General features: G+C 60.1%; 5 protein-coding genes and 3 tRNA genes. 1 reads left to right on the top strand and 7 read right to left on the bottom strand.

Annotation, left to right across the window (positions count from 1 at the left end):
• Positions 1 to 22 precede the first annotated feature (22 nt).
• A tRNA-Val gene (locus tag ACRESJ_RS21560) sits at positions 23 to 99 on the bottom strand.
• Between the two features lie 183 nt (positions 100 to 282).
• Here ACRESJ_RS21560 and ACRESJ_RS21555 point away from each other — a divergent pair.
• The gene (locus ACRESJ_RS21555) at positions 283 to 1,566 is read left to right on the top strand and encodes an NAD(P)/FAD-dependent oxidoreductase (RefSeq protein ID WP_431759713.1); all 1,284 of its coding nucleotides are present in this window, start codon (positions 283 to 285) and stop codon (positions 1,564 to 1,566) included.
• A 90-nt stretch (positions 1,567 to 1,656) separates the two neighbouring features.
• On the opposite strand, the gene ACRESJ_RS21550 is transcribed toward ACRESJ_RS21555, so the two are convergent.
• The 6 genes from ACRESJ_RS21550 to ACRESJ_RS21525 all read right to left on the bottom strand — a co-directional run bounded on the left by ACRESJ_RS21550 (position 1,657) and on the right by ACRESJ_RS21525 (position 8,032).
• A complete protein-coding gene (locus ACRESJ_RS21550) occupies positions 1,657 to 2,628 on the bottom strand; it encodes an XdhC family protein (protein WP_431759712.1) in 972 nt (323 codons plus the stop codon).
• Between the two features lies 1 nt (position 2,629).
• On the bottom strand, positions 2,630 to 3,865 hold the full coding sequence (locus ACRESJ_RS21545; RefSeq protein ID WP_431759711.1) for a c-type cytochrome: 1,236 nt from the start codon (positions 3,863 to 3,865) through the stop codon (positions 2,630 to 2,632).
• 2 nt (positions 3,866 to 3,867) lie between these two features.
• Entirely contained in the window at positions 3,868 to 4,407 is a 540-nt protein-coding gene (locus ACRESJ_RS21540) for a (2Fe-2S)-binding protein (RefSeq protein WP_431759710.1), read from the bottom strand.
• Entirely contained in the window at positions 4,400 to 7,231 is a 2,832-nt protein-coding gene (locus ACRESJ_RS21535) for a xanthine dehydrogenase family protein molybdopterin-binding subunit (RefSeq protein WP_431759709.1), read from the bottom strand. The genes ACRESJ_RS21540 and ACRESJ_RS21535 overlap by 8 nt, the downstream gene beginning before the upstream one ends.
• Positions 7,232 to 7,786: 555 nt before the next feature.
• Positions 7,787 to 7,863 (bottom strand) — tRNA-Asp (locus ACRESJ_RS21530).
• A gap of 92 nt (positions 7,864 to 7,955) precedes the next feature.
• A tRNA-Asp gene (locus ACRESJ_RS21525) sits at positions 7,956 to 8,032 on the bottom strand.
• Positions 8,033 to 8,132 lie beyond the last annotated feature (100 nt).

Raw genomic sequence — 8,132 nt, 5'->3', positions numbered from 1 at the left:
GCCCAGCAGAGCGGATTTTGTTTGGTAGGCGCGATTGGACTCGAACCAACGACCCCCACCATGTCAAGGTGGTGCTCTAACCAACTGAGCTACGTGCCTGCTGTGAGGCGGCATTCTACGGAATTCCGGAGGGGTGTCAACACCTTTTTTCGCGCTAACCCTATGAATATGCAAAATATTTAATTTGGTCGCTGCAAAGAAGATTTTCCGGTGGCTGGCGGTGGTTTTTTAACTCGGGTAGGATCGACGCACTCGTTAAATAAATTAAACAGAGGCTGCAGGATGGCGAACACCCCTTACCCGGAATCCTACTACGCCGCATCGGCCAATGCGGTTCCGGCGCGCCCGGCGCTGCAGGATGACGTTGAGACTGATGTCTGTGTAATCGGCGCCGGTTACACCGGGCTGTCCTCTGCCCTGTTCCTGCTGGAGAACGGTTTCAAAGTTACAGTTCTGGAAGCCGCCAAAGTCGGTTTCGGCGCTTCGGGGCGTAACGGCGGGCAAATCGTTAACAGCTACAGCCGTGATATCGACGTGATCGAACGCAGTGTCGGCCCCAAGCAGGCGCAATTGTTGGGGCACATGGCGTTCGAGGGCGGGCGAATCATTCGTGAGCGGGTGGCCAGGTACAACATCCAATGCGACTTGAAGGACGGTGGGGTGTTCGCCGCCATCACTTCAAAGCAGATGGGCCACCTGGAGTCCCAAAAGCGTCTGTGGGAACGTTTCGGCCACACGCAGTTGGAGCTGATGGATCAACGTCGTATTCGGGAAGTGGTGGCCTGCGATCAATATGTCGGCGGCATGCTCGACATGAGCGGCGGGCATATTCATCCACTCAACCTGGCGCTGGGCGAAGCAGCGGCGGTTGAATCACTGGGCGGCACCATTTATGAGCAGTCACCCGCCGTGCGCATCGAGCGCGGTGCGAGTCCGGTGGTGCACACGCCACAAGGCAAGGTCCGGGCAAAATTCGTCATCGTGGCGGGCAACGCTTACCTGGGTAATCTGGTGCCAGAGCTGGCCGCCAAGTCGATGCCATGCGGCACCCAGGTCATCACCACCGAGCCCTTGGGTGAAGAGTTGGCTAAAAGCCTGCTGCCTCAGGATTACTGCGTCGAAGACTGTAACTACCTGCTCGACTACTACCGCCTGACGGGCGACAAGCGCCTGATTTTCGGCGGCGGCGTGGTGTACGGCGCTCGGGACCCGGCGAACATTGAGGCGATCATCCGGCCGAAGATGCTCAAGGCGTTCCCGCAACTCAAGGACGTGAAGATCGACTACGCCTGGACCGGCAACTTCCTGTTGACCCTGTCACGTCTGCCACAGGTCGGACGGCTGGGCGACAACATCTATTACTCACAGGGCTGCAGCGGCCATGGCGTGACCTACACGCACCTGGCCGGCAAGGTGCTGGCCGAAGCATTGCGTGGTCAGGCTGAGCGTTTCGACGCATTTGCCGACCTGCCGCACTACCCGTTCCCCGGCGGCCAGTTGTTGCGTACACCGTTTGCAGCGTTGGGTGCGTGGTATTACGGGTTGCGGGACAAGTTCGGGTACTGACCCGCAAAAACAAAAGATCGCAGCCTGCGGCAGCTCCTACATGGAAATACGTCCACTGTAGGAGCTGCCGCAGGCTGCGATCTTTTGATCTTAGAGACGATCCCGCGCAATACCACTGCGAATCCGCAGAATATCGGCCAGCACCGCCAACGCGATTTCCGCCGGCGTCTTGCTGCCCAGGTTCAAGCCGATCGGCGCATGAATCCGCGCCAGCTCGACATCCCCCAAACCGCCAATACGTCGCAAGCGTTCGAAGCGCTTTTGCGATGTCTGCAACGAGCCCATCACGCCGATGTAGAACGCCTCGGTGCGCACCGCTTCCATCATTGCCAGGTCATCGATGCGCGGATCGTGGGTCAGCGCCACGACGGCCGTATCGCTGTGGCAACCACCATCAGCGATAAATACCGACGGCAGTTGGCGACGAATTTCCACGCTGTCCAGCACCACGCCTTCGAGCACCTCATCGCGCGGGTCACACAAGATCACTTCGAACCCCAGGCCAACGGCAAACTCCGCACAGGCCTGCGCCACACTGGAATAACCGGCCAGCAACAGACGCTGAGCCGCGCCGATACGCAGTCGAACCCGGTCGATTTCACGCTCAACCCGAACACCCTGCTCACGGTCGTCGAACAACGTGCGTGCGCCGCTGGCCAGATCGACTTCACGGATCAACCGGCGCCGGCCCAACAGCGCCGACTCCAGCTCCCGCAAATGCGCCTGAACCTCACAGTCGGCCTCAAGCTTCTCCACCAGCACATCGAGCACACCGCCACAGGGCAAACTGACCCTCGAGCGCGGATCGTCGCCTTCGCCGTAACGAACAACGCTGACCGCATTCTCGAATGCGCCTTCGGCGACACGCTCAAGGAAGTCTTCCTCGACGCAACCACCGGACAACGAACCGATCCAGTGCCCATCAGCATTCACCGCCAACAACGAGCCCGGCGCGCGTGGCGCCGAACCGTAGGTGGCGAGGACCGTGCACAGCCAGACGCGCTGACCGGCCGATGACCACTCCAGCGCCCGTCGCACCACTTGCAGATCGAGATGCTGCATGTCAGTGCGCCTTGTGCTCAAGCGGCGGCGCGTCGGCTCGCAGCTTCTGCACATCGTTCACCGCCAGATCACCCGACTGACCACCCCACCCTTCACGCAGGTAGTTGAGCAAATCCGTGAGCTGGTCGTCGCTGAGTTTCTCGGCGAAACCCGGCATCGGTTGCATGTGTTCGAACCCGGAGAATTTCTGCTCTCCGATACCATCATCAATCACCCGCACCAGGTTGCGCGGGTCCTCCAGGCGCAACGTAGTGTTGCCGCGCATGGCCACGGCGATGTGAGGTTTTCCTTCCCCGCCTGCCGCGTGGCAACCGGCGCAGACGTTCAGGTACGCCTGACGACCGCGCTGGGCGCTGGCACTGAGTTTTTCCAATGGCACGTCAACCAGCACTTTTGCCGCTGGCGGCTGATCGCCGAGCAGGAACGTGGCCATGGCTGCCAGATCCGAGTCGGAAAGACCCTGGGTGCTGTTGTGGAATACCGGGAACATCTCGTTGAACATCGTGCCCTGGGCGCTCATGCCGTGCTTGAGGAACGAGCTCAAATCCTGAGGATTCCAGCCGCGAGCCGCCAGGTCAGTGGCCAGCAAGCTCGGCGCCAGATAGCCGTTGAGAATACCGCCGGTCATGCGCTTGTCCTGCTGCATCGCACCGGGCAAGCCGCGAGGGGTGTGGCATTCGCCGCAGTGACCGAGCACGTCGACCAGGTACTGGCCACGCTTGAAGGCTTCACTCTTGCCTTCGGTCGGCGCCAGTTTCACGTCCTTGCCGTACATCATGTTCCAACCCATCAGGCCCAGGCGCACGTTGAACGGAAAGCTCAGGCTGGTCACCGGTGCGGCACGCTCGATCGGCGCGACGGTCTTCAGGTAAGCGTGAATCGCATCGGAATCTTTACGCGGCATCAGGTGATAGGAGGTGTATGGCATCGCCGGATACAGGTTGGCACCATCGCGACGCTTGCCTTCGGTGAGCGCCGCGAAGAACTCGTCATCGTTGTACAAACCGATGCCGTGGTCTTTGCTCGGGGTGATGTTGGTGCCGTAGATCGTGCCGAACGGCGAAACGATCGGCAGACCGCCCGCAAACGGCGCGCCACCCGGTGCGGTGTGACAAGCCATGCAGTCAGCCGCGCGGGCGAGGTACTCGCCACGCTTTACCTGATCATCCGCGTGAGCCAGCAATACAGGCGCAGCCAGTCCAACCGCCAGTGCAAGACGGCTAAGTAGTTGCTTCATGCTTAACCCTCCTTGACCAGGCCGAGATCGGTCAGCACGTTGCGCGTGGCGCTGTAGTAGCGCACGTACCCTGTGCAACGGCAGATGTGATGACCGAGGCTATCCTCAATGACCTTTTCCAGCTGGCTCTTGACGATTGGCTGACGCTGAAGCTTTTCCACCAACACGGTCGCGGCGTTGACGAAACCTGGCGCGCAGTAGCTGCACTGGAAGGCGAATTCATCGACGAACCGCTGCTTGATCGGGTTCAGCTCGGTGACCTTGCCCTGCTCGTCGCGGGTGGCGTGGCCTTCGATGGTCCGCACTTTCTTGCCTTCGAAATAGTGCGCGCCGGTGATGCAGGTGCGCACTTCCTCGCTGGTGCCGTCGGGGTTATCGACGATCACCACACAGGCGTGGCAGATGCCTTGGCCACAGCCCAGGCGAGAGCCTGTGAGGTTCTTGTACTCGTGCAGGTAGTCGATCATCGGCAGGTCATCAGGGATGTCCACCGGGCCGACGGATTGACCGTTAAGGGTCAGTTGAAGCGGACGGTTAGCCATTGAGGGCCTCCTTGATGCGTGCAGAAGTGATAGGCAGGTCGCGGACACGTTTACCGATGGCATGGGCCACGGCGTTACCGATAGCGCCGACCACCGGGATCATCACTACCTCGGCGATGCCCTTGGACGGATCACTTGGCGACAATGGCGGCAGGATCTCCGCCGTCTGTTTCCAAACCGCAACATGGCGCGCCATTGGCAAACGGTAACGGTTGAAGTTCCAGTCGCCCTCCCCCGGCCCACCTTCGTACAACGGCATTTCCTCCATCAGCGCATGGCCGATGCCCATGGCGATCCCGCCTTCGATCTGGCCCTTGACCAGTTCCGGCACCAGCACCCGACCGCACTCGACCCACGAGTGATGGTTGAGCACCGACACTTCAGACGAACCCTTGTTGACCTTCACTTCCACCAGCGTCGCAACCGGGCTGTAGTAGGTCACCGCCGCGTTGTTCAACTGAGTCGCCGGGTAGGCGATGTTCTGCCGATCCAGCAAGTGGAAACCGGCGCTGGTCATCTGCGCCAGCTTCGCCTTCGGAGCGCCGTCGCCGTACTTCACTGCCAGGCCATCGAGTGGCAAGCGCTCACGCACGCCATCGATGCTGAATTCAGCCTCGGCCCAGCTCCAGCGGTTGAAGCCGTGCACCGTCGCGCCAGTTACCAGACCGCGTTCGTGGGCACGTTTGGCAAGCATTTCGAACGGCAGCGGCTCCATGCCGTTGGCGGTGAGCTTGCCATCGACCCAATGGGCGTCTTCGCGGCGCACCACATAAGGGTTGGCCTGGCCGCCGAAAGGACCTTGCCGCCAGATCTCCAGCGCCGCCGGCCACAAACCGTGGTTGAACAGCACGCGCGCTGCTTCACGGGTGGCATGGCTGAAGTAGTAGGCCGAGTTGGTGGCGGACGAAGCCGAAGCGACCTTGCCGACCCAGCGCGGGTTACGCAGGAAATTGTCCTGCTCGGCCTGGCTCATGATGTACGGGTTGCCGCCGCTGATCAGTTGCAGCTCTTTCCATTCGGTTTCGCCGGTCTTCACTTCGTGCGCCGGGTTACCGAGGAAATCGGCCACGACCATGGCTTGCGAAGTCGACATGCCGGTGCCAATTTCGATCCCGATGTGGCGCAGGGTGATGCGACCGTCAACGGTGTACTCGATGCTCGCCATCGGCGCTTCGGAACCGGTCCCGAAGTCTTTCTGGCAGATGGCAAAACCGACGCCGTACCAATTATCGGGATCGGCTGCTTCGCGTTGTTTCTTGATCGCGTCGCGGTTCTTCCAGACTTCGTGAACCGCGGCCTTGTCGAGGATTTCATGCAAGCGCAACGCGCCTGCGGGCACCGCGCCCTGGGTGTTCTTCATGCCCGAACGCAGGGCATTTTTGCGCCGCAGTTCAATGGCATCGACACCGAGGCGACCAGCGATTTCGTCGACCATCATTTCGGTCGACGCCATGCTTTGCAAAGTGCCATAGCCACGCATCGAACCGGCCTCGACGGCGCGGGAATGATAGGCCGTGACCTGCAAGTCGTTCTGCGGCATGTAGTAGATCGACTGCGCCGCCGTGGCGCCAACCGCTGCCACGGACGGGCTGTAGTTGACCCGCCCGCCACCGTCGACGCTCATCTCGGCGCGGAAAATCTTGAAGCTGTGATCGGTCTTGTCCACCGCCAGTTGATAGCGGATGTCGAACGGGTGACGCTTGATGCCGCTCTGGAACTGCTCATAACGGTCATTGGCCAGACGCACCGGGACACCTGCGCCGTACAACGCTGCGAGGGCGGCGTAGTAGACGAAAATGTTGTGGTCCTTGGAACCGTAGCCGACGGTGTAGCCGGGATGCATATTCAGGTTGGCCAGGCCGAAACGCGACGGGGCGATCATCTTCGCCGTCTCGGTCGCGGTTTCCAGCGGGCACTGGGTCGCAACGACGAAATGCAGGGTTTTGGTGGCGGGGTCGTACCAGCCGTTGCCGTTGTCCGGTTCCATCGCAGCCGGTTCGATCGACGGGGTCTTGTAGCGCTCATCGAACACTAGCCAATTGTCCGGCGGCGTATCGATCTGCTGCTTCATGCGATCAGCGTAAAACAACCCGCGCTCGGTCAGGTTGCCGTGCAGGTTAGGCTGTGAGTTCCAAACCGGACGACGGTTTTTCAGCATCGGGAACAGGATCGAATCCTTGAGGCTGGCAAATTCGTCTTCGTCCGCCGAAGTCGCGCCGCCCACGCGCACGTAGCGGAAGCTGCCGTAGGGATCGCCTTCGTAGAACGGCGCTATACCGCCATAGCGAATTGATTTGTCATTGAATTTGAGCTGGGCCTTGGCCTTGCGGAAACGTTCGAAGTCATTCCAGATCAGGATCGCCACCGGGTGACCGATGAACATCGGCACCTTGCCGGCCGGCAGCAGCGGGTCAGGCGCGTGCTCTTCCGGGAAGGCGATACCGTCCTTGACCAGGTCTTCGGCGGTGACGATGCGATCTGGTTGCAGATCGGCGCCGAGCCACGACAGGTCATAACCGTCATAAATTCGGTCAGCCTTGATGGTTTTCAGCAACATGGCGTGGCCTTGCTGCTGCGGCCAGCCCGGCATGTCCTTGGCCCGGATGTCGCGGGCAAAGACTTTGCTGCCGCAGACCTTGGACAAGGCATCGTTACGGGCGCGCGCCTTGCCATTGTTGCCGAGCCACTGCTCGGACGGCACGGTCACGCTGTTTTCCATCAAGGCTGCCAGCGCCTGGCTGCTCAATGGTGTGAGCGTCACGCTCACACCCGCTACCAGCCCGCCCTGAAGGAACGAGCGCCGGGATATTTCACGGTTGGACATGGATCATCCTCTGGGCGGTTATGGGGTCCGCCCTTCCTGATTATGTACGGGAATCTCGAGTCGTGCAGAAGCCCTTCTTGACGATGCAAAGGGCGTGAAGACAGTTCAAAGCTGACCGAAAGGTTAACTTTAAAGGTTTATCCGTTCGCGGAAAACAAAAAACTGACCAAGAGATCAAAAAACCGCGACCTTGCGACGCAGCAGGTTGATGAGTTGAAGATTGTGGTGATGCGCAAGCCGTCTTCGCGGGCAAGCCCGCTCCCACAGGGTTATCGAGCGTTCACAAAAATTGTGTCCACTGGAGATTCTTGTGGGAACGGGCTTGCCCCTAATGTAGGAGCGAGCTTGCTCGCGAAAAGCGTTAACGATGACGCGGGCATCCTGAATGGTCGCGGCGTCTACAGGTTTTCGCGCGCAAGCACGCGCTGAGGAGAAAAAGCCAAATTTCAGACACAAAAAACCCCGGTCTTTCGACCAGGGTCTTTGCTATCGACTCGAAGTAGCCAGTGGCTTTCTTCGTAGCTCCAAGGCGTTCAGTGGGCCTTGAGGCAGATATGGCGCAGCGGACGGGACTCGAACCCGCGACCCCCGGCGTGACAGGCCGGTATTCTAACCGACTGAACTACCGCTGCGTATCGCTTTGGACTTTCGTCCAAGTAACTCGTCTGATTGAAAACTCAGTAGCTTTTCAATCTCGAACCAGATGAATCTGACTCGGAAAATATGGCGCAGCGGACGGGACTCGAACCCGCGACCCCCGGCGTGACAGGCCGGTATTCTAACCGACTGAACTACCGCTGCGCGTCGGTGGAGGCATTTCAGCTTCCATCTTGCTTTCGCAAGACTCTCGGGAGTGGTGGGTGATGACGGGATCGAACCGCCGACATTCTGCTTGTAAGGC

Origin of the sequence: Pseudomonas sp. (genome assembly GCF_050739655.1) — a bacterium.
Classification (GTDB): Bacteria; Pseudomonadota; Gammaproteobacteria; order Pseudomonadales; family Pseudomonadaceae; genus Aquipseudomonas.
This window is presented reverse-complemented; position numbering and strand designations above follow the sequence as displayed.